This is a genomic window from Terrabacter sp. FW104-15G4B, from assembly GCF_058790095.1.
In genome coordinates, this window is sequence record NZ_JBYTCI010000013.1 from 68,133 (window position 1) to 87,040 (window position 18,908).

Sequence of the window (18,908 nt, forward strand, 5' to 3'; positions counted from 1 at the left end):
GTGGCGCCGGCGTCCCCCGCCAGCCATGAGGGTCGACCCTGAGCGCACCCTGACCGGACCCCCAAAGAGGCTCTGGATGCTCGCCCCCACGGACGGGGTGGGCGAGGATGGGACCGTGCAGACGGCATACGAGAACGGAACTGGTCCGGTGCGTCCCGGCTGGCGGGCGACGCCGCGGCCGCCGCTCGTGCGCCACCGGCAGGGCAAGGTCATCGCCGGCGTCGCCGCCGGGCTCGCCGACCACCTCGGCGTGCCGGTGGTCGCGGTCCGCGTGGTGCTCGTCCTGACGAGCATCCCCTTCTGCGCCGGTCTCGCGGTCTACGTCTTCCTCTGGGCGACGATGCGCGAGGTGGGCGACGTCGACCCCGCCGTGGTGGCCACGCCCGGGGCTTCGAACCCCGCGACGGCCAGCGCCGCGCGGCCGCACGTCGACCTGAAGAGCCTGCGCACCTGGCTGCGCAGCGGCAACCAAGCCGTCGTCATCACGCTCCTGGGCGTCGCGGCCCTCGCCGTGGCCGGGGCACTGTGGCTCGGCAGCGCCGGCCTGGACGTGCACGTCGAGGTCATCCTGCCCCTCGTCGCGATCGTCATCGGCGCCATCTTCTTCTGGTCCCAGCTCGACGACACCGACACCCTCGGTGCACGCCGACCGGTCCGCTGGATCTGGCTCGTCGTCGGTCTCGGCCTGACCATCCTGGGCCTCGTCGGCCTGCTCGTCCGGGGCACCGACCTCACCGAGCTGTGGCAGGTGGCCGGCGCGGTGCTCGCCGCCCTCGTCGGCGTCGCCGTACTCTCGGCCCCGTGGATCCTGCGGCTGTGGAGCAACCTGCGGCTCGAGCAGGCCGCGCGCATCCGGGCCACCGAGCGCGCCGACATCGCCGCGCACCTGCACGACTCGGTTCTCCAGACACTCGCGCTCATCCAGCGCCAGTCGGGTGACGCCGCCACGGTCGCCCGGCTCGCCCGCGCGCAGGAGCGTCAGCTGCGCAGCTACCTCTACGACGAGGACGCCCGTGCCGGGACGCTCGGCGCGGCCCTGACGACCGCCATGGGCGAGGTGGAGGACCTCCACGGCGTGCCTGTCGAGCTCGTCGTCACCGGCGACCGCGTGATGGACGAGCACCTCGACGCCCTGGTCAAGGCTGTCCGCGAGGCGACGTGGAATGCCGTGCGCCACGGGGAGCCGCCGGTCAGCGCGTACGTCGAGGTCGGTCCCGACGCCGTCGAGGCGTTCGTCCGCGACCACGGCGCCGGCTTCGATCTCGACACCGTGCCCGACGACCGTGCCGGTGTGCGCGAGTCGATCATCGGTCGCATGGAGCGGCACGGCGGCTCCGCCCGCATCCGGCGACGGGCCGACGGGACCGAGGTCGAGCTACGTCTGCCGGTCAGCCAGCCGGCAGCGCCCGAGTCACCCTCCCCCGGCCCAGCGGCCAGGACGGCCGCCAGCACAGGTACGGCCGGCAGCCCGGGCACGGCCGGCTCGCCCGAGGTGCCCACGACGCCCGGCGACCCCATTCCCCCCACCGGCTCCTCGCCGGCCCCGCAGACCCCGCAGACCCCGCAGACCCAGGAGCACGCCTCATGACCGACTCGCGGACCATCCGCATCGTCATCGTCGACGACCACCACATGTTCCGCACCGGCGTGCGTGCCGAGCTGACGACGCTCGCCTCGACGCCTCGCCCCGGGTCGTTCACGCTGGAGATCGCCGGCGAGGCGGGGGCGGTCGAGTCCGCCGTCCAGGTCATCACCGAGCAGCAGCCGGACGTCGTGCTCCTCGACGTGCACCTTCCCGGCGGCAACGGGCACGGCGGCGCCGACGTCATCCGCGCCTGCGTCACGGTGCAGTCCAGCGCCGGAGTCCCGGTTCGCTTCCTCGCGCTCTCGGTGTCGGACGCCGCCGAGGACGTCATCGCCGTCATCCGGGCCGGGGCCCGGGGCTACGTCACGAAGACGATCAGTGCCGACGAGCTGCTCACGGCGATCGGACGGGTGGCCGACGGGGACGCGGTCTTCAGCCCGCGTCTCGCCGGCTTCGTCCTCGACGCCTTCGGGGCCACCGCCGGCGAGGTCGCGGAGATCGACGAGGAGCTCGACCGGCTCTCGGCGCGGGAGCGTGAGGTCATGCGACTCATCGCCCGCGGCTACCAGTACAAGGAGGTCGCGAAGGAGCTGTTCATCTCCGTCAAGACCGTCGAGACCCACGTCAGCTCGGTGCTGCGAAAGCTGCAGCTCAGCTCGCGTCACGAGCTCACCGCCTGGGCGATGGGCCGCCGCCTCCTCTGACAAGGTCGACAGAGCAGCTCGTCCCTTCCCGCGGACGAGCTGCTCTTTCGATCCCTAGGGCTCGGCGACGAAGCGGCGCAGGGCGGTCACGATGATCTCGGGGGCGTCCGTGTGCACCCAGTGGCCCGCGCCCTTGATCGTGAACAGCCGGGTCCGCGGGAAGTGCCGCCGCATCCGTTCGCCGTCCTCACGCTTGACGTAGCGGGAGTCGCCGCCCGCGATCCACAGCACCGGCCCCTCGTATGCCGGGAGCTCGTCGACCGCGTCAGGCCAGTCGGCGATGCGTGAGTCCACCCCGAGAGCCGCGTCCCGGGCCACGAGCTCGAGGTTGACCTGCCAGCGCCAGCTCTCGCCGTCACGGCGCAGGTTCTGCAGCAGGAAAGCCTTGACGCCCGGGTCGGGCTCGTGGAAGCGGGCCTCCGCGTCGCTGCGGCTCGTCAGCTCACCGAGGGGCAGCTCGAGCATCTCCCGGATGTAGCCCTCGAAGCGCTCCAGCGAGCCGTAGCCCTTCGGTGCGATGTCGACGACGACCAGCCGCTCGACCAGCTGGGGATGGCGCAGGGCGAGAACCATGGCCACCTTGCCGCCGAGGGAGTGCCCGACGACGGTCCACTGCTCCCCCTCGGCGGTCGCACGCAGGGTCCCGGCGACGGCGTCGGCGTAGGCGTCGAGCGAGAACTCCTGCGACCAGGGCGAGCGGCCGTGGTCGGGGAGGTCGACGAGCAGGCAGCGCGCGTCTGCGCCCTCCGGGCCGCTGACCGCCTTGGCGATCTGGTTCCAGTTGCGGCCCTGGCCGAAGAGCCCGTGCAAGAAGGCGATACGGGGCCCGGCGATGCCCACGGACAAGGTGTTGAGCAGGGCCTGGTCGGGAGCCGAGGTCATGACCCGGAGCCTACGCGGCCAGTTGCATCGCTCGGCCGCAACCCCGACCTGACAGAGTGTGGCCATGACGAGCCCCGCACCCGTGCTCGTGGCGGTGGCCCACGGCACCGCGTCAGCCGCAGGCCGGTCGGCGATCGGCGGCCTGGTCGCCGCAGTCACGGCGCGACGGCCGGACCTGACCGTGCGGGCGGCGTTCGTCGACGTGCAGCCCCCCGAGCCCGGCGCCGTCCTGTCCTCGCTGGGCGACGGAGCTCCCGCCCGGCTGGTGCCCCTGCTGCTTTCGGCCGGTTACCACGTCTACGTCGACCTGGCCGAGGCTGCCGCCGCCGTCCCCGGCACGACGGTGGCCCCGGCGCTCGGCCCCGACGGCCGGCTCGCCCGGCTGCTCCACCGTCGACTCGCCTCCGCCGGTCTGCGTGACGACGACGTCGTCCTGCTCGGCGCGGCCGGGTCGTCCCAGCCCTCAGCCGTCGCCGACTGCGAGCAGGTGGCCGCCGCACTCGCGCAACTTCTCGGCCGGCCCGTCACCGCGGGCTACCTGTCCGCTGCGGAGCCCAGGCTCGCCGACCTCGTTGCCGCACAGCGCGCCCCGGACCGCAGGGTCGTCGTCGCGACCTATCTGCTCGCGCCGGGCTTCTTCGCCGACCTCGCGGACCGCTGCGGTGCCGACGTCGTGACGCCTCCCCTGCTCTTGCCCGGCGAGCTGCCGCACGACGAGCTCGTCGACATCGTCGTCGAGCGGTATCTCAGCCGATGAGCACACGATCGGGCATCGAGGGCGACGGAGACGCTACGGTGTCCTCGGCGATGGATTCCGCCGGGGCACCTCGGTGCCCGAACCGTCCACCGGCTGATGGTTCCTGTTCATCTGCGGCACCTGCCGCGACGATGGGCAGGCCTGCGCGCCCCGCCCGTCACTGAGTGTCTGGAGACTCGCCGATGGCGCAGCACGTGCCACCCCAACCGCATCGCTCCCGGATGACGGACTTCGCCGGACACCCGCTCGTCGTAGGCATGGTGCGCGACCAGTCGCCGCTCGTGGCCCTGACCGCCGCGTCGCTGGCTCGGGCGACCGGTGCACCGGCGCTGTACTTCGCCTACGTCGACACCTCCCGGTACGCCGATGTGGAGCACGCGGACGGGACGGTCCGGCACCTGTCGATCGACCCGGACGTCGACGACGAGCAGTGGCCCGAGCGGGAGGCTGCCCTGATCGACCTGGTCGGCCAGTGGATGTCAGAGGAAGACGTGCCCTGGCACTTCCGCTACCTCGCCGGGCGCCCCGACCGGGCCCTGACCCACCTGGCACGCGCCGTGGACGCCGCGGCGTTCGTGGTGGGCTCCCACGCCCGCCGCCACCACCGGGTCGCGGACTTCGTCAACGGCTCGTTGTCCATGCAGCTGTCGCACCGCCAGCACCGGCCCGTCGTCGTGGTGCCGGTCAGCGTGGTCGACTGGGAGGCCCGGGCACCGTGGGAGTGACCGGCGAGCCAGACCGTGCGACCTCGACCAGCTCCCCGAGACCCGGGACGCCACACCGACATCCGGGCCTCCTCGCCCTGATCTTCCTCGGAGGGACGCTCGGCACCGCCGCCCGAGCCGCGCTCGAGAACGCAGTCCCCACCGACCCGGCCGGCATCCCGTGGACCACCTTGGCCATCAACGTCACCGGTTCACTCCTGCTCAGCGTGCTCCTCGAGGTCCTGGCCCGCACCGGCCCGGACTCCGGCTGGCGGCGGGGCGCCCGCCTGACGCTGGGAACCGGTGTGCTCGGCGGCTTCACGACCTACAGCACGTTCGCGGTCGAGACCGTGCAGCGGATCTCTCCCGACGCGTACGTCGTCGGGCTGCTCTACGCACTCGGCACCGTCGTGCTCGGGGTGGCCGCTGCCGCCGCGGGCTACGGGTGCGCACGCAGCCTCGCGGGGCGCCGATCGGTGGAGCCGCGCCGATGATGATGCTGCTGCTCGCGCTGGGTGGCGGCCTCGGTGCCGTCACGCGGTTCGTCGTCGACGCCGCCGTCGCCCGCCACAACCCGTTCCGAGTGCCTCTGGGGACGATGCTCATCAACATCACCGGCTCGCTGGTGCTCGGCGTCGTGACGGGCCTGCTCGCCGCCGAGCCGGTGGGTCCCACCGCGGTGACCGTGCGGACTGTCCTCGGCACCGGGTTCTGCGGCGGCTACACCACGTTCAGCACGGCCTCGGTCGAGACCGTGCGACTGTGGCTCGCAGAAGGTCGCGGCACCGGGCTGCGGTATGCCGCGGGGACCCTGGTGGGCTCGCTCGCAGCCGCCGCCGTAGGACTCGCGCTGGGACACGCCCTCGCGCCCACGACGGGTGGCGCGTGACCGGGCAGACGCCCTCGCGGCCGCTGCGCTACCTGACCCTGCGGGCTCCCGCCGCCGCGGAGCTGGAGGTGAAGCGGTCGCGGTTCGTCTGCGACCTCGCCCCGGTCTCCTCGGAGGACGCCGCCCGCGCCTTTGTCGAGGAGGTGAGGTCGGGCAGCCGGGAGGCGCGGCACCACTGCACCGCCTTCGTCCTCGGCCCCGACGGCGCGACGCAGCGCAGCAACGACGACGGCGAGCCGTCCGGCACGGCCGGAGCCCCCATGCTGGATGTGCTCCGCGGCCGAGGGCTCACGGAGGTCGTCGCCGTCGTGACGCGGTGGTTCGGCGGCACCCTGCTCGGTACCGGCGGCCTGATCCGCGCCTACGGTGACGCGGTCTCGGCGGCCGTCGATGCCGCGACCCTCGTTACGAACGAGCTGCGCCAGGGTCTGCTCGTGACGGCCGACAGCGCCGTCGGACCTCGCGTGGAGAACGCCCTGCGGGGCCACCCCGGCTGCGCCGTCACCAGGGCGGCCTGGTCGTCCGACGGACTCACCCTCGCTGTGGCCGTCGACCCGACTCAGGAGGAGGCCGTGCGCGGCCTCGTGGCGGCTCTCACGTCGGGAGCGGGACGCGTCGCCGCCGGGCCGGAGTCCTGGGTGGCGGTCCCGTCGCCCTGACCGGCCGCCACGAGCGTGAGAGCATGCCTGCATGGGCTTCCAGATCGCCAACGAACCAGCCGCTGACCGGGTGCTCGACGAGTACCCGTTCGCCGTCGTCGTGGGGATGATGCTCGACCAGCAGTACGGCATGGAGCACGCCTTCCGCGGCGGCTACAAGGTGCTGGGCCGCTTCGGCACGCTCGACCCCGCGGCGATCGCGGCTGCCGACCCCGAGGAGTTCAAGGCCATGGCGAGCACGCCGCCGGCGATCCACCGGTTCCCCGGCTCGATGGCCACGCGCCTGCAGGAGCTTGCTGCGCTCGTCGTGGACCGCTACGAGGGCGACGTCACGCGGCTCTGGAGCGAGGCGACCACCGGCAAGGAGCTGTTCAAGCGCGTCCAGGAGCTCCCCGGATTCGGCAAGCAGAAGGCACAGATCTTCGTGGCCCTGCTCGCCAAGCAGCTCGGCGTCCGTCCCGAGGGCTGGGAGTCCGTCGCCGGTGACTACGCGCTCGACGGCTACCGCTCGGTGGCCGACGTCGTCGACGCCGACTCGCTCCTGAAGGTGCGAGAGTTCAAGCAGGCCAAGAAGGCCGAGGCGAAGGCCACGCAGCAGGCCTGACCTTCGAGGCTTTCCGCACGTATGCCGCTGGGCTCGCTTCTCGTGGAAGCGAGCCCAGCGGCTTACGTGGTCTCAGACAGCGCCTGACGGCTGTCAGTCGGCGAGGAAACCGAGCAGGTCGGCGCGCGTCAGCACACCGATGGGCTTGCCGTCCTCGACGACGAGCACGGCGTCGGAGTCCTCGAGCTCCTTGCGTGCGGCCGACACGGGCGAGCCGGCGCCGACGAGCGGCAGTCCCTTCTCCATGTGCTTCTCGACGGAGTCGGCCAGGTGTGCCTGGCCGGTGAAGAGCGCCTCCAGCAGCGCGCGCTCGCTCACGGAGCCGGCGACCTCGCCGGACATGACCGGCGGCTCCGCCTTGACGACCGGCATCTGCGAGACGCCGTACTCGCGCAGGATCTGCACCGCGTCGCGGATCGTCTCGTTGGGGTGCGTGTGCACGAGGGCGGGCATGTCGCCCGACTTGTTGCGCAGCACCGACCCGACGGTCGCCTCGGTGTGGTCGTTGAGGAAGCCGTAGGAGTGCATCCACTCGTCGTTGAAGATCTTGCTCATGTAGCCGCGGCCCGAGTCGGGCAGCAGCACCACGAGGACGGCCTCCTCCGGCAGGTCCTTGGCCACGCGCAGCGCCGCAACCACTGCCATGCCGCATGATCCACCGACGAGCAGACCCTCCTCGCGGGCAAGGCGACGGGTCATCTCGAAGGAGTCCGCGTCACTGACCGCGATGACGTCGTCGACGACCGACGGGTCGTAGGCGCCGGGCCAGAAGTCCTCACCGACACCCTCGACGAGGTAGGGGCGTCCGGTCCCTCCGGAGTAGACCGAGCCCTCGGGGTCGGCGGCGATGATGCGCACGGCACCGTCGCTGACCTCCTTGAGGTACCGGCCGGTGCCACTGATCGTGCCGCCCGTGCCGGCGCCCGTGACGAAGTGGGTGACCTGCCCGTCGGTGTCGCGCCAGATCTCGGGCCCGGTGGTCAGGTAGTGGCTGTTGGGACCCTCGGGGTTGTAGTACTGGTTCGGCTTCCAGGCGCCGTCGATCTCGCGGACGAGTCTGTCGGACACCGAGTAGTAGGAGTCGGGGTGCTCGGGGTCGACGGCGGTCGGGCAGACGACGACCTCGGCGCCGTATGCCCTGAGCACGTCGCGCTTGTCCTGGCTCACCTTGTCGGGGCAGACGAAGACGCAGTGGTAGCCACGGCGCTGTGCGACGAGGGCGAGGCCCACCCCGGTGTTCCCGCTCGTGGGCTCGACGATCGTCCCGCCCGGCTTCAGGAGGCCGTCGCGCTCGGCGGCCTCCACCATGCGCAGTGCGATGCGGTCCTTGACGGAGCCGCCCGGGTTGAAGTACTCGACCTTGGCGAGCACGGTGCACCTCACTCCTGCATCCGCGACCACGGAGCCGAGCTTGACCAGGGGCGTGTTTCCGACGAGGTCGGCGACGTTCTCTGCGTACTTCACCCACCCATCCTAGGAGGCGCGTCCCAGGCGCCGAGACACGCGGGAGCACAACGGCTCGCCGCCACCTCTTCGAAAGCGGGCACGGACATCGACGAGCGGACGTTACGGTGATGAACTCGAACCAGACGCAACCAACCAGAGACGAAGGGGGACTTCCGCATGGGGCGTGCACGGCGAGCGCGCAAGATCGCGCAGGCGGCGGCATACGGCGGCGGGATGGGTGTTGCCGGTCTCGGTGCGCTCGGCGTCCTCGGCTACGGCATCATCCGCGCCGAGGCCGTCATGGCCCGGCGGATCGTCGGCCAGCCCTTCGAGGGCGCGCCCGCGGACAGCGGCACCTACGGCGCAGGGTCTGGGTCGCCCGTGAGCTTCCTCGTGCTCGGTGACTCGACCGGTGTCGGCATGGGCGCCGACCACGCGCACCAGACGATCGGCGCGACGATCGCCAACGGCATCGCGGCCTTCAGCGAGCGGCCGGTCGAGCTGACCAACGTCGCCGTCATCGGCGCCGAGTCACCGGACCTCGACGAGCAGGTCGAGCGGGCGCTGGCCGCTGTCCCGGAGCCGCACGTCGCGCTCATCCTCGTCGGCGCCAACGACGTCACCCACCGCATCGACAAGTCCGTGGCCGTGCGCCACCTCGAGATGGCGGTGCGCAGTCTCCGCGAGGCGGGCGCCGAGGTGGTCGTCGGGACGTGCCCCGACCTCGGCGCCATCGAGCCCGTGCCCCAGCCGCTGCGGCTGTTGGCCCGGCGCTGGTCGCGCGACCTCGCCGCCGCGCAGACCGTCGCCGTCGTGGAGGCCGGCGGGCGCGCCGTGTCGGTCGGCGACCTGCTCAGCGAGGCCTTCTCCGCCGAGCCGCACGTGATGTTCAGCAAGGACCGCTTCCACCCCAGCCCCGCCGGGTACGCCCGCGTGGCCGCCGCCCTGCTGCCGACCGTCAGCGCCGCGCTCGACCTCTTCGGCGAGCGCAGCCAGCCGACGGAGCCCAACCTGCAGCGCGGCGAGAGCGTCGGCCCCCTTGTCGTGGCCGCCACCAAGGCGGTCACCCACCCGGGCACCGAGGTCGCGCCCGCGGAGGTCGGCGGGCAGGTGCGCGGCGCCCAGGGACGCTGGGCGGTCCTGCTGCACCGCATCCGGCCGGCCGTGCCGATCCCCGGGCTGCCCGGCGCGGGGGCGGCGAAGCCCGTCGTCGAGGTGCCCGGGGGGAACCGCGCGACCGCGGACGACGCGTACGCTCCCCCGAGCCCTGGCCCGCAGCAGCCGGACCCCGTTCCCGAGGCGCACGACGCCGACGCGCCGCATGGCGATCCCACGAGCGCGTCGGACGCCGCCCTGTCCTGACCGCCCCAGCGGCTACCCGTGAGCCGGTGCGGGGAAGGGGCCGTCCGCAGCTGCGGACGGCCCCTTCGTCGGTGCCGAGCGTCAGCCGATCGACATGATCTGGCCCGCCTCGGGCGCCTTGATGCCGAGGTCCGCGTTCCACTTGGAGAAGTCGAGCTGCCCGGGGCTCTTCGAGGAACCGGTGAAGCGCACGACCTCGTTCTTGTCCTTGGACACGTAGAGGGCGCCCTCGGACTTGCCCTTCTTGTCGGTCAGCACCCAGCAGTCCACGCCGCCGACGTTCTCGGTCGCGACGTCCGTGGCCAGCTGCTCGGGCGTCACCGCACCGAACGCCTTCTGCAGGAAGCTGCTGAGGCTGAGGCTCTGGGTCATCGACCCGGCCGACGCGGGCGCCTTGATGAACTTGTCACCGGCCTTCTGGACGGAGGCGGGCGCGCCCTGCTTCTTCCAGAAGGTGGCGTCACCCTGGATGTAGACGCCGTCCCCGACCGAGATGACCCGGGCCTTGCCGTCACCCTCCATCGCGATCGCGATGTCGGCGGTCTTGCCGTCGCTCGTGCCCTTGAAGTCGATCCTGATCGTCTTGCCGTTCTGGTCGACCTGGCCGACGAAGGCGCCCGACCTCGCCGCCAGCGCGTTGCTCTTCGCCTTTTCGAGGATGGCCGAGGCGCCCGTCGCGTCCCCGGGGGCACTCGTCCCGGTGGTGGGGGAGCTGCCGGACGTGGCCGCGGTGGCGGGCGCGGAGGAGGAGGACGTCGCGGTCGAGCCGGCCGTACTGCCGGCCGTCGGCGTCTCGGACTTCGAGCACGCGGCGGCGCCGAGGCTGATGGCGAGGGCGCCACTCACGGCGACGACGCGGGTCGTGAAGGTGTTCATGTGCTGGTGCTCCCCTGATCATCGGGTCGCCCGGGCGGGTCCGGACGGGAGCCGGCGCGGTGGGCGCGACGACTCGTCCAGCCTAGCGTCGGGCCAGGCGGACGCCTCCGCCGTACCCGTTCGGTCGCCCCCGCCTCGAGCGCCTCGAAGCGGCGAGACGCACGTCATGCCGGGCGGCCTGTCCAACCGGCGCGAGGACGTCCTACCATCGGGTGGACTGAGCAAGCGCTTAGTCGCCCGCCGCAGCGCCTTCGCGCTACGCGGGCCGTCGAAGCCGTACCAGGAGATCCCCGTGACCGAAGCCGTCATCGTCTCGACCGCCCGCTCGCCGTTCGGCCGGGCCTTCAAGGGCTCGCTCAAGCAGGTCCGCCCCGACGACCTCGCCGCGACCGTCATCCAGGCCGCTCTCGACAAGGTGCCTGCGCTCGACAAGCGCCTCGTCGAGGACCTCTACCTCGGCTGCGCCGAGCCGTCCGGCCGGCACGGGTCCAACATGGCCAAGGTCGTCGCCACCCTGCTCGACATCGACGCGACCCCGGCCGCCACGATCAACCGCTTCTGCGCCTCCTCGGCCCAGACGACGCGGATGGCCTTCCACGCCATCAAGGCCGGCGAGGGCGACATCTTCGTCTCTGCCGGGGTCGAGTGCGTCTCGCAGTACACCGACTGGGCCGGCGCCGGAGGCGCCAAGGAGGACCAGCAGAACGGCCGGTTCGCCGAGGCGCAGGCCCGCACCAAGCGCATCGCCGAGACCAACGAGACGTGGACCGACCCCCGCGAGGAGGGCCTGCTGCCCGACATCTACATCGCGATGGGCCAGACGGCCGAGAACGTCGCGACGGCATACGGCATCTCGCGCGAGCGCCAGGACGAGTGGGGCGTCACGTCGCAGAACCGCGCCGAGGCGGCCATCGGGCGCGGCTTCTTCGACTGGGAGATCACGCCGGTCACGACCCCGGACGGCACGGTCGTGACCACGGACGACGGCCCGCGCGCCGGCGTGACGCTCGACGCCGTACAGGCGCTCAACCCGGTCTTCCGCCAGCAGGGCACCGTCACGGCCGGCAACTGCTGCCCGCTCAACGACGGCGCTGCAGCCCTCGTCATCACGAGCGACACCAAGGCGAAGGAGCTCGGCCTCGAGCCGCTCGCCCGTGTCGTCTCGACGGCCGCGACCGGCCTCTCCCCCGAGATCATGGGTCTCGGCCCCGTCGAGGCGACCAACCTGGCGCTCAAGCGTGCGGGCCTGTCGATCGGCGACATCGACCTCTACGAGATCAATGAGGCCTTCGCCGCCCAGGTCATCGGCTCGGCCGACCAGATCGGCATGGACTACGACAAGCTCAACGTCAACGGCGGCGCGATCGCGATCGGCCACCCGTTCGGCGCCACCGGGGCCCGCATCACCGGCACCCTGATCAACGCGCTGCGCGAGCGCGACGGCCAGTTCGGTCTCGAGACGATGTGCGTCGGCGGGGGCCAGGGCATGGCCGTCATCTTCGAGCGCCTCAGCTGACACGACGCTCTTCCCCGACACGACGTCGAGTGGGCACTTTCCCTCCGTGGAAAGTGCCCACTCGACGTCTGGAGGGTGCCGCGCCGGCTGGGGAGGCCCGTCTAGAGGGCGCGGCGTATGCCGGCCAGTGCGTCCACGACTCCGGCGGGGTCGCTCTCGGGCTCGGTCGTGAAGAGGTCGAAAACCATGACGGTCAGCTGGTCCATGACGGCGGCCGGGCCGAGGTCCGGCACCTGCCGCGGAGCGGCCCCGCGGGCTTGAGCGACACGGTCGGCGAGGGACTGGACGAGAAGGCGCACGGACGGCATACGCGAAAGCGCGCGGTCGAGCGGCAGCTGGTGCCACCGCTCGACCACGCGCCGGAGCTCGTCGGACACCTCGTGCGGGGTCGGCGAACCCGAACGCGAAGGTGTCATGGAGCCGTCAGTCGCGCAGGCGCGCGAAGAGCCGGACGAACTCGATGTAGAGCCACACGATCGAGACGATCAGGCCGTGGGCGAGCAGCCAGGAGTACTTCCTGGGGGCGCCCACCCGGACGGCGTTGTCGATCGTGTCGAAGTCGATGGCCAGGGAGTACGACGCGAGTCCGACGCCGAGGATCGACAGGACGAGACCCAGGCCGCCGCTGCCGCCGAAGCCCCAGCCGCTGATGACGCCGGTCATGAGGAGCACGACCTGCAGCAGCGAGAAGAGGCCGTAGCCGACGATCGCGAAGAAGAACATCCGACGGGTCTTGTCGTTGACCTTGACGAAGCCCGTCGCGTAGCCGACGTACATCGCGACGAAGACGCAGAGCGTCGCGAGGACGGCCATCTGGACGACACCGTCGTACTTGGGGATCGACGCGATGTACTGGCTGAAGGCGCCGAGGAACGCGCCCTGCAGGACGGCGTAACCCACGAGCAGCGGCACCGACACCTTCTTCCTGAAGGCGATGACGAAGCCGAGGACCAGCGTGCCGAACATGCCGCCGAGCCAGAACGGCAGCGTCATGGCGGAGTTGGCCTCGGTCCAGAACCACGAGACGCCGGCGACGGCGACCGTGACGACGAAGAGCGTGAGGCTCTTGACGACGACGTCGTCGACCGTGACGCGGCCGGTGTCGACCGGGCCGGCCGGTGCCCGGTTGTACATGTCGTTGAGCTGGCCGGCCGTCAGGGTGTCCTGGGTGGCGTAGCCGGCGGCCGGCTGCTGCGGACTGCCCTGGGGCGAGCCGAAGCCGGCGTAGCGCTCCTTCTCGATCTGCTTGTTGAGCCGGTCGAAGACCGGGTTTCCACCTGCCATGTGAGTGCGCTCCTAAAAGCACTGGGTGCCACGACCCGCGACTGGGCGTGACGACTGTCCCCAAGAGTAAGCGAACGCACCCCACTGGAAGGTTCCCGTGCGGGGGCGCCACCGTCGCACTGACCTACCGACGGCATACTGGGCACCGCACACTGAGCACCGCGCCCCCGTGGCCCAACCGGCAGAGGCAGGCGACTTAAAATCGCCACAGGTGAGGGTTCGAGTCCCTCCGGGGGTACGTGGCGGGCGCGGGGCGTCCGGGAACAGTTCGGTCACGACCCGCCCACGCCTTGGCGTGGTGGGGCGGCCAGGCGCCTGCTCCGCCTAGACTGGCCTGCGAGAGCGAGGTCCGTGGGGTGCCTCGACGCGTCCCGTGACGGAGTCTGTGCGCTGCAGGCGCCACTCTCGTCCAGACGAAGGAGCAGCGAGTGCTGGAGCATCGTGTCGCTGGTGCGACAGCTCCCGCGCGCAGGCCAGGGGTGATCGAGCCCCTCGTCGTCGACTTCGCCGACCGGTTCGCGGCCGCCTTGCGCCGCAGCTGGGCCGACCCGATGGTGCGTCGGGGCATGCTCGGCACCTCACTTGTGGCCGCCGGCTCCATCAGCCCGGCCTTCCTGCCCGCCGACACCTTCGAGCTGCCGGCCTCTCCCCTCATCGAGCGCTTCGGTCTCGAGTGGCTCGGCACCGGGGCCGGCCGGGTGCTGACGACCATCCTGCTGGCCGTCGGCATGGCGCTGCTGGTCGACGCCTGGCTGCGGATGCGTCCGGTCCACGGCCGCAAGGCGCCGTCGCTCGCCTGGCTGCTGTGGAGCCTGCCGCTGATGGTGGCGCCGCCGCTGTTCAGCCGCGACGCGTACAGCTACGCCGCGCAGGGCCAGATCGTGCTGCGCAACATGGACCCGTATGCCGTCGGCCCGTTCTGGGTGCCGGGGCCGTTCGCCGACCAGGTCGACCCGATGTGGGTCGACACGCCCGCTCCCTACGGCCCGCTGGCGCTGCAGGTCCAGCACGCCATCGTGGCCGTCTTCCCTGAGAACGCCTACGTCTCCGCCCTCGCCATGCGGTTGCCCGCGCTCCTCGCGGTGGGACTGCTCGCGTACGCCCTGCCCCGTCTGGCTGAGCGCTACGGCGTGAGCGGTCGGCACGCCCTGTGGTTGGGCGTGCTCAACCCCCTCGTCCTGATGCATTTCGTCGGCGGCGCCCACGGCGATGCGGTGATGGTCGCCCTCGTCGCGCTCGCCCTGCTGCTCGCCAGCCGGGGCCAGCTCGTCGTCGCCGCGATGACGATCGCCGCCGCCGCGGCCTACAAGCAGACCGCGGTGCTCGCGCTCATCGGCGTCGTTGGCATGGCCGCGCAGGCGCAGACGGACCTCGCCCCCGGAGCCACCGCGCGGCTGCGGGCGATGGCCCGGCACGGCCTCGTCTACGGCGGGATCACCGCCGCGACGTTCACCGGCATCACCGCGGTCACCGGTCTCGGCTGGGGCTGGATCCCCAACCTCTCGGTGCCGGTGACGCTGCGCTCCATGCTCTCGCCGCCGACCTTCGTCGGCAGCGTGATCGAGTGGCTGATGCGGGTTGGCGGCATGCCCGAGACCGTGGCCAGCGCACCGGTGCCGATCGCGCAGACCATCGGACTGTTCGCCGGCGTGGCGGGCATCGTCTGGATCGTCTGGCACGTCGCCCCTCGCAACCCGGTGCTCGCGACGGCGGGGGCGCTGCTCGTGCTGTGCGCCTCGGGCCCCGTCATCCACCCGTGGTACCTCCTCTGGGGCGGGCTGCTGCTGGCGGCCGTGCGCCTGTCGGCCAAGCACGTGCGGGCCGTCGTCTTCGTCACGCTCTTCTTCGTCACCTACGGCGTCGTCGACGCGACCGTCTCCAACGGCACGTGGGCCCTCGGGGTCTCGGCGGCGCTGTGGATGTTGGCCAGGTGGCGCGCCAACCGCCGCCGGGTCCAGGAGCAGTCGGACCAGCCGGTGCTCAGGGCAGCCCTGCCGCGCAGCTGACGGCGTGCCGGCCGGCCCTCAGTCGCGGCGTGCGACGCTGAGCGCGATGCCGTCGAGGATGTCGTGCTCCGACGTCACGACCTGCGTGACACCGGCCCGCTCCACGACGCGCTCCACGACCCGGCGCCACACGAGGGCGCCGGCGCCGATGACGTCGACTCGCCCCGGGTGCATGTAGGGCAGCTCGGCGCGCTGCGCCCGCGACATCCCGAGCAGGTCGTCGCAGGCGGCCACCATGTCCGCCGGCGCCGAGCGCGCGAGGTGGATGCGTTCGGGGTCGTATGCCGTGAGGCGCAGCAGGTGCGCCGTGATCGTCGTGACGCTGCCGGCCAGTCCGATCAGGGTTGCGACGCCGGCGATCGGCACGACGGACTCGGCGAGGTCGAGGGCGGCGTCGATGTCTCTGGTCGCCGCCGCGACCTCCTGGTCGGTGGGCGGGTCGGTGACGAGGTGGCGTTCGGTCATGCGCACGCAGCCGATGTCGACCGAGCGGGCGGCCTCGACGTGGTCGGTGCCGCGGACCAGCTCGGTCGAGCCGCCTCCCAGGTCGACCACGAGGTAGGGCCCCGCGACCCCTTGAGCGGCCAGGCCGCCGGTCGCACCGGCGAAGGAGAGCGCCGCCTCCTCGTCACCGGAGACGACCTCCGGGAACACCTCGGTGCCGTAGTGCTCGACGAAAGCCGCGCGAACGCCCTCGATGAAGTCGGCGGCATTGCGCGCGTCGCGTGACGCCGACGTGGCGACGAAGCGGACTCGCACGGCGTCCAGCTCACGACACGCGGCGGCATAGTCCCCCGTGACGGCCAGGGTGCGCTCCATCGACTCGGGGGCGATGACCCCGGTGCGGTCGACCCCGTGGCCGAGCCGGACGATCTCCATGCGGCGGCGGACGTCCGTGAGCGCGCCGGTGCCGGGGTCGATGTCGGCGACGAGCAGGCGGATCGAGTTCGTGCCGCAGTCGATCGCACCGACCCTGATGGTGCCGGCGGGTGTCGGGTCAGTCACGGGAAGCCTCCTGGGCGAGGTCCTCGGCGGCATGCAGGGCCGCGCACGACGTCGGCTGCCACCAGTCGTCGAGCATGGCCAGCGCCTCGTCACCGAGCGGGTTGACGCCGTGGCCGGCGGCGAGCGAGTGGCCGACGAGCACGTGCAGGCACTTGACGCGGGTCGGCATGCCTCCGGCGGAGATTCCCGCGATCTCGGGCACCTCGCCGAGCTCGGCCCGCTGGGCGAGGTAGTGCTCGTGGGCCCGGTCGTAGGCCGCGGCGAGCTGCTCGTCGCGCGCGAGTCGCTCGGTCATCTCCTTCATCACGCCGGCCGTCTCGAGGGTGCTGACGGCGCCGGTCAGGCGAGGGCAGGTGGCGTAGTAGGTCGTCGGGAACGGTGTGCCGTCGGGCAGCCGGGGCTCGGTGCGCAGGACGTCGGGCTCGCCGCAAGGGCACCGGTGGGCCACCTCCGCGACGCCGCGGGGAGGCCGGCCGAGCTGCCGCTCGACCGCGTCGAGGTCGGCACGGTCGACGGGCTGTCGGGACGAAGGTGCGGGGTCGTTCACGGCGGGACTCACTTCTCGGGTTGCCGACACCCGGCTCACTTGGGGCGGACGACGCCGGCACTGGGACGGTCGGCGATCTGGACGGACTGCCACACCTTGCCGTACCAGGGGGAGTCGGCATTGGCCAGCGGGGCGGCCACGACGGGACGCGGGGCGGGCGGAGCGCTCACCGTGTCGGCCGAGGGGTCGATCACGGTGTAGGCCCGGTCGCCGACGCGCACGAACTTCAGGCGCTCGCGGGCCTGGACCTCGATGTAGGCGGGGTCCTTCCACAGTGCGGCCTGACGCTCGAGCTCCTGCACCGTCTGGCGCTGGCCGGCGACCTTGTCCTGCATGGCTGCTGCGTCACCGCGCTGCTGCACGAGCGAGCGCAGCGTGGGCACGATCGTCACGGCGAGCATGACGAGGATGCCGAGCAGGATGGCCCCGCGCACCCAGGCGGTCGAGGCGGACGGTGGCGTCGTCTGGGGCGTGCGCGGGCGTGCCGCGAGGGCGGGACGCTCCTTGCCTGCACCCGGACGACTGGCGCGAGAGGCTCCCGGTCGGGACTGCCCGGGGCGGCTCGCCGATCCGGATCCGGTTCGCGGTGTCTGGCGCGGTGTCTGGCGAGGTGTCTGGCGTGGGGTCTGGCGAGCTGCGGCCGGTCGCGCGCCACCGCCCGGGCGGCCCGTCGAGGACGGGCGGCCCGGGCGTGACGGTGTGCGGTCGGCCACGTGCTCAGCCCTCGGCGCCGAAGCGGGCGGCGTCGAAGCGCGGGAAGGCGCCCGTGCCGGCGTAGACCGCGGCATCGTCGAGCTCCTCCTCGATGCGCAGCAGCTGGTTGTACTTCGCGACGCGCTCGGAGCGGGCCGGGGCGCCGGTCTTGATCTGGCCGCAGTTGGTGGCGACGGCGAGGTCGGCGATGGTGACGTCCTCGGTCTCCCCCGAACGGTGGCTCATCATGCAGCGGTAGCCGTTGCTCTGCGCCAGGGCGACGGCGTCGAGAGTCTCGGTGAGCGTGCCGATCTGGTTGACCTTGACGAGAAGCGCGTTGGCGGTGCCGGTGGAGATGCCGCGGCCGAGACGCTCGGGGTTGGTGACGAAGAGGTCGTCGCCGACGATCTGCACCTTGGTGCCGAGCAGCTCGGTCATGGACCTCCAGCCGTCCCAGTCCTCCTCGTTGAGCGGGTCCTCGATGGACACGAGCGGGTAGGCCTCGACGAGCTCGGCGTAGTAGGCGACCATCTCGTCGGCCGACTTGCTCGCTCCCTCGAAGGCGTAGGACCCGTCCTGGAAGAACTCCGACGCGGCGACGTCGAGGGCGAGCGCGATGTCCCGGCCGGGCTCGTAGCCGGCGGCCCGGATCGCCTCGAGGATGAGGTCGAGGGCTGCCCGGTTGGACTCGAGGTCCGGCGCGAAGCCGCCCTCGTCACCGAGGCCGGTGGCCAGACCGCGCTCGTGCAGAACCTTCTTGAGCGAGTGGTAGACCTCGGCGCCCCACCGGAGGGCCTCACGGAAGGTCGGGGCGCCGATCGGCGCGATCATGAACTCCTGGATGTCGACGTTGGAGTCGGCGTGCGACCCGCCGTTGAGGATGTTCATCATCGGCACCGGAAGCACGTGCGCGTTCGGGCCTCCGACGTAGCGGAAGAGCGGCAGGCCCGCGGACTCGGCAGCGGCGTGCGCGACGGCGAGCGAGACGCCGAGGATGGCGTTGGCGCCGAGGTTCTCCTTGTTGGCCGATCCATCCAGCGTCATCATCTCCGCGTCGATGAGGCGCTGCTCGCTGGCGTCGAACCCGACGAGCCGCGGGTTGATCTCCTCGATGACGGCGTCGACGGCCTGCTCGACGCCCTTGCCGAGGTAGCGGCCCTTGTCGCCGTCGCGACGCTCGGACGCCTCGAAGGCGCCCGTCGACGCGCCCGACGGGACGGCGGCGCGAGCGAACGTGCCGTCGTCGAGTCGGATCTCGACCTCGACGGTGGGGTTGCCGCGCGAGTCCAGGATCTCGCGGGCGCCAATCTCCTCAATGCTGGCCACTTGGCTCTCTCCTGTGCTGGTGCTGCTCGTCGTACTTCGAATGGGCGCGTATGCCGGGTCGCT

Annotated in this window: 20 protein-coding genes, 1 tRNA gene and 1 riboswitch; of the genes, 12 read left to right on the plus strand and 9 right to left on the minus strand. The window is 72.0% G+C overall.

From position 1 onward, the window contains the following. Nucleotides 1-76: 76 nt before the first annotated feature. Together AC3WRT_RS12050 and AC3WRT_RS12055 are read left to right on the plus strand one after the other, a co-directional pair. On the plus strand, nucleotides 77-1,588 hold the full coding sequence (locus AC3WRT_RS12050) for an ATP-binding protein (RefSeq protein ID WP_492722166.1): 1,512 nt from the start codon (nucleotides 77-79) through the stop codon (nucleotides 1,586-1,588). Then, nucleotides 1,585-2,289 carry a LuxR C-terminal-related transcriptional regulator gene (locus AC3WRT_RS12055; protein WP_492722167.1) on the plus strand — a complete coding sequence of 235 codons (705 nt, stop codon included), beginning with the start codon at nucleotides 1,585-1,587 and terminating at the stop codon, nucleotides 2,287-2,289. Before AC3WRT_RS12050 ends, AC3WRT_RS12055 begins: the two co-directional genes overlap by 4 nt. 54 nt (nucleotides 2,290-2,343) lie before the next feature. Here AC3WRT_RS12055 and AC3WRT_RS12060 read toward each other — a convergent pair whose 3' ends face one another. Continuing rightward, nucleotides 2,344-3,171: an alpha/beta fold hydrolase gene (locus tag AC3WRT_RS12060; RefSeq protein WP_492722169.1), complete on the minus strand. Its 828-nt coding sequence runs from the start codon at nucleotides 3,169-3,171 to the stop codon at nucleotides 2,344-2,346. A 64-nt stretch (nucleotides 3,172-3,235) separates the two neighbouring features. On the opposite strand from AC3WRT_RS12060, the gene AC3WRT_RS12065 reads away from it, so the two are divergent. From AC3WRT_RS12065 to AC3WRT_RS12090, 6 genes are all read left to right on the plus strand, one after another. Continuing rightward, a complete protein-coding gene (locus tag AC3WRT_RS12065; RefSeq protein WP_492722170.1) occupies nucleotides 3,236-3,928 on the plus strand; it encodes a sirohydrochlorin chelatase in 693 nt (230 codons plus the stop codon). A gap of 37 nt (nucleotides 3,929-3,965) precedes the next feature. Further along, nucleotides 3,966-4,041, plus strand: a riboswitch (Fluoride riboswitch). 108 nt (nucleotides 4,042-4,149) lie between these two features. Next, complete coding sequence (locus AC3WRT_RS12070) at nucleotides 4,150-4,653, plus strand: universal stress protein (protein WP_492722172.1); 504 nt, start codon at nucleotides 4,150-4,152, stop codon at nucleotides 4,651-4,653. Then, complete coding sequence (locus AC3WRT_RS12075) at nucleotides 4,650-5,126, plus strand: fluoride efflux transporter FluC (protein ID WP_492722173.1); 477 nt, start codon at nucleotides 4,650-4,652, stop codon at nucleotides 5,124-5,126. Before AC3WRT_RS12070 ends, AC3WRT_RS12075 begins: the two co-directional genes overlap by 4 nt. After that, nucleotides 5,123-5,521: a fluoride efflux transporter CrcB gene (gene crcB / locus AC3WRT_RS12080; RefSeq protein WP_492722175.1), complete on the plus strand. Its 399-nt coding sequence runs from the start codon at nucleotides 5,123-5,125 to the stop codon at nucleotides 5,519-5,521. Before AC3WRT_RS12075 ends, crcB begins: the two co-directional genes overlap by 4 nt. After that, on the plus strand, nucleotides 5,518-6,180 hold the full coding sequence (locus AC3WRT_RS12085; RefSeq protein WP_492722177.1) for an IMPACT family protein: 663 nt from the start codon (nucleotides 5,518-5,520) through the stop codon (nucleotides 6,178-6,180). The genes crcB and AC3WRT_RS12085 overlap by 4 nt, the downstream gene beginning before the upstream one ends. A 31-nt stretch (nucleotides 6,181-6,211) precedes the next feature. Next, nucleotides 6,212-6,784 (plus strand): HhH-GPD-type base excision DNA repair protein, encoded by a 573-nt coding sequence (locus tag AC3WRT_RS12090; RefSeq protein ID WP_492722179.1) that lies wholly within the window; start codon nucleotides 6,212-6,214, stop codon nucleotides 6,782-6,784. Between the two features lie 93 nt (nucleotides 6,785-6,877). On the opposite strand, the gene AC3WRT_RS12095 is transcribed toward AC3WRT_RS12090, so the two are convergent. Continuing rightward, complete coding sequence (locus AC3WRT_RS12095; RefSeq protein WP_492722180.1) at nucleotides 6,878-8,248, minus strand: cystathionine beta-synthase; 1,371 nt, start codon at nucleotides 8,246-8,248, stop codon at nucleotides 6,878-6,880. Between the two features lie 159 nt (nucleotides 8,249-8,407). Between AC3WRT_RS12095 and AC3WRT_RS12100 the strand changes: the two genes are divergently transcribed. After that, the gene (locus AC3WRT_RS12100) at nucleotides 8,408-9,592 is read left to right on the plus strand and encodes an SGNH/GDSL hydrolase family protein (protein ID WP_492722182.1); all 1,185 of its coding nucleotides are present in this window, start codon (nucleotides 8,408-8,410) and stop codon (nucleotides 9,590-9,592) included. 81 nt (nucleotides 9,593-9,673) lie between these two features. On the opposite strand, the gene AC3WRT_RS12105 is transcribed toward AC3WRT_RS12100, so the two are convergent. Next, on the minus strand, nucleotides 9,674-10,468 hold the full coding sequence (locus AC3WRT_RS12105) for a hypothetical protein (protein WP_492722184.1): 795 nt from the start codon (nucleotides 10,466-10,468) through the stop codon (nucleotides 9,674-9,676). Between the two features lie 292 nt (nucleotides 10,469-10,760). Here AC3WRT_RS12105 and AC3WRT_RS12110 point away from each other — a divergent pair, with 292 nt between their 5' ends. After that, complete coding sequence (locus AC3WRT_RS12110; protein ID WP_492722186.1) at nucleotides 10,761-11,984, plus strand: acetyl-CoA C-acetyltransferase; 1,224 nt, start codon at nucleotides 10,761-10,763, stop codon at nucleotides 11,982-11,984. Between the two features lie 101 nt (nucleotides 11,985-12,085). On the opposite strand, the gene AC3WRT_RS12115 is transcribed toward AC3WRT_RS12110, so the two are convergent. Continuing rightward, a complete protein-coding gene (locus AC3WRT_RS12115; RefSeq protein WP_492722188.1) occupies nucleotides 12,086-12,400 on the minus strand; it encodes a hypothetical protein in 315 nt (104 codons plus the stop codon). A 7-nt stretch (nucleotides 12,401-12,407) separates the two neighbouring features. After that, a complete protein-coding gene (locus AC3WRT_RS12120) occupies nucleotides 12,408-13,268 on the minus strand; it encodes a Bax inhibitor-1/YccA family protein (RefSeq protein ID WP_492722189.1) in 861 nt (286 codons plus the stop codon). Between the two features lie 163 nt (nucleotides 13,269-13,431). Between AC3WRT_RS12120 and AC3WRT_RS12125 the strand changes: the two genes are divergently transcribed. Together AC3WRT_RS12125 and mptB are read left to right on the plus strand one after the other, a co-directional pair. Further along, a tRNA-Leu gene (locus tag AC3WRT_RS12125) sits at nucleotides 13,432-13,506 on the plus strand. Between the two features lie 241 nt (nucleotides 13,507-13,747). Then, complete coding sequence (mptB, locus tag AC3WRT_RS12130) at nucleotides 13,748-15,274, plus strand: polyprenol phosphomannose-dependent alpha 1,6 mannosyltransferase MptB (protein WP_492722191.1); 1,527 nt, start codon at nucleotides 13,748-13,750, stop codon at nucleotides 15,272-15,274. Nucleotides 15,275-15,292: 18 nt separating this feature from the next. Here mptB and AC3WRT_RS12135 read toward each other — a convergent pair whose 3' ends face one another. From AC3WRT_RS12135 to eno, 4 genes are all read right to left on the minus strand, one after another. Then, nucleotides 15,293-16,279: a Ppx/GppA phosphatase family protein gene (locus AC3WRT_RS12135; RefSeq protein ID WP_492722193.1), complete on the minus strand. Its 987-nt coding sequence runs from the start codon at nucleotides 16,277-16,279 to the stop codon at nucleotides 15,293-15,295. Further along, on the minus strand, nucleotides 16,272-16,826 hold the full coding sequence (locus AC3WRT_RS12140; protein ID WP_492722194.1) for a DUF501 domain-containing protein: 555 nt from the start codon (nucleotides 16,824-16,826) through the stop codon (nucleotides 16,272-16,274). The genes AC3WRT_RS12135 and AC3WRT_RS12140 overlap by 8 nt, the downstream gene beginning before the upstream one ends. 35 nt (nucleotides 16,827-16,861) lie before the next feature. Then, complete coding sequence (locus AC3WRT_RS12145; protein WP_492722196.1) at nucleotides 16,862-17,260, minus strand: FtsB family cell division protein; 399 nt, start codon at nucleotides 17,258-17,260, stop codon at nucleotides 16,862-16,864. A 283-nt stretch (nucleotides 17,261-17,543) separates the two neighbouring features. Beyond that, a complete protein-coding gene (gene eno / locus AC3WRT_RS12150) occupies nucleotides 17,544-18,845 on the minus strand; it encodes a phosphopyruvate hydratase (protein WP_492722197.1) in 1,302 nt (433 codons plus the stop codon). Nucleotides 18,846-18,908: the final 63 nt, after the last annotated feature.

What these genes read in the sequence shown, in the direction of transcription:
- AC3WRT_RS12050 (WP_492722166.1), top strand. Translation starts at nt 77, where the DNA reads ATGCTCGCCCCCACGGACGGGGTGGGCGAGGATGGGACCGTGCAGACG.
- AC3WRT_RS12055 (WP_492722167.1), top strand. Translation starts at nt 1,585, where the DNA reads ATGACCGACTCGCGGACCATCCGCATCGTCATCGTCGACGACCACCAC.
- AC3WRT_RS12060 (WP_492722169.1), bottom strand. Translation starts at nt 3,171, where the DNA reads ATGACCTCGGCTCCCGACCAGGCCCTGCTCAACACCTTGTCCGTGGGC.
- AC3WRT_RS12065 (WP_492722170.1), top strand. Translation starts at nt 3,236, where the DNA reads ATGACGAGCCCCGCACCCGTGCTCGTGGCGGTGGCCCACGGCACCGCG.
- AC3WRT_RS12070 (WP_492722172.1), top strand. Translation starts at nt 4,150, where the DNA reads ATGACGGACTTCGCCGGACACCCGCTCGTCGTAGGCATGGTGCGCGAC.
- crcB (WP_492722175.1), top strand. Translation starts at nt 5,123, where the DNA reads ATGATGATGCTGCTGCTCGCGCTGGGTGGCGGCCTCGGTGCCGTCACG.
- AC3WRT_RS12090 (WP_492722179.1), top strand. Translation starts at nt 6,212, where the DNA reads ATGGGCTTCCAGATCGCCAACGAACCAGCCGCTGACCGGGTGCTCGAC.
- AC3WRT_RS12100 (WP_492722182.1), top strand. Translation starts at nt 8,408, where the DNA reads ATGGGGCGTGCACGGCGAGCGCGCAAGATCGCGCAGGCGGCGGCATAC.
- AC3WRT_RS12105 (WP_492722184.1), bottom strand. Translation starts at nt 10,468, where the DNA reads ATGAACACCTTCACGACCCGCGTCGTCGCCGTGAGTGGCGCCCTCGCC.
- AC3WRT_RS12115 (WP_492722188.1), bottom strand. Translation starts at nt 12,400, where the DNA reads ATGACACCTTCGCGTTCGGGTTCGCCGACCCCGCACGAGGTGTCCGAC.
- AC3WRT_RS12120 (WP_492722189.1), bottom strand. Translation starts at nt 13,268, where the DNA reads ATGGCAGGTGGAAACCCGGTCTTCGACCGGCTCAACAAGCAGATCGAG.